General features: G+C 62.2%; 1 protein-coding gene. It reads left to right on the forward strand.

Translation table 11 applies throughout. The features are described from left to right. Positions 1-1103 (forward strand): hypothetical protein (locus L1073_RS17080; protein WP_246901428.1); only part of this gene is annotated, 1103 nt, incomplete at both ends.

The raw sequence follows: 1103 nt of genomic DNA on the forward strand, positions 1-1103 counted from the left end.
TGGTCGAGGAGTATGAAAATCGGCAGGCCGAGATTCTCGAGGACAGCAAGCAGCGGATATCGGCGCAGCGTAAAGCCGAGTTCTTGCAGGAATACGATCGCCAGTATGGCACGCTGCTGGATCAGGATGAGCGGCAGGCATTCGATGATCGGATGGGCGAGCAGTCTCGGCAGCAGGAAGTGCTGATGGCGCCCCGCGTGGCGGACCACCTGGCATGGCTGCAAAGCGCCGCCTTCCTCGACGCCCTGGATTTCTACGACTCGCGCGATCCGACCTGGGGGTGGGCGTACAGCATTCAGGTCATGCAAGCCACCGCTGGCATGGACGGCTCTGAAGCCGGTGCCGCGCTACTGGCTCAATGGTGGCGCGACATGAACATGAACGACCGCTCGAACCTGGCCTGGGCGGTTTATTGCCTGAATCAGTATGAGATCCGCCATGCCGCACAGCAGGATATCGAGGCGTTCCGCGCCAGGGACGCGCGTTTTGCCAACGCCGATGACGATAGCTGGATCGGCCCGCAACCTCAGCGCATCATGGACGGTTTCAAGCAACTGACGGTGGCCTTCAATACGGCCAACGACGTGCTGGAGGGCGGCCAGACGCCGGAATGGTTCAGGAGCGGCGCACTCGGCATCACCCTGGCCTGGTACACCCAGTTCATGCGCGGCTTCTTTGAAAAAGCGCGTCATGAAACGCTGGACCGCGCGACACTACGGACCTCGCTGGGCTTGATGCAGGCCCAACTGGCACGGCATGCCGCCCGGATGGGCGTCAAGCGCCTGTGGTTTAGCAAGGGCCGCGAACGCGAGATCGCCAAGGCCAAACGCTTTCTGGCCCGAGACATAGAGACGGCCCTGGACGGCACAGGCAGCCAGTTCATGCAGTTCCGGCTGGGGGTGGCGGTCGCGATTGTCGAAAGCTATGCGCTTTACCAGACACTCTCCAAGCACGACAAGGACACCCGGGACTACGCCAACGCCGCCGGCTCTTTCGTCGTTCTGGCCGCCGCCGTGGCCGATACCGCCGCCTCCGGTATCAACATGGTGATGGTCATGGGGAAATATCACGCCACCGATGTCGGGAAAGCCGCCCACTTCAGA

This window comes from Chromohalobacter nigrandesensis, assembly GCF_023061285.1.
Classification (GTDB): Bacteria; Pseudomonadota; Gammaproteobacteria; order Pseudomonadales; family Halomonadaceae; genus Chromohalobacter; species Chromohalobacter nigrandesensis.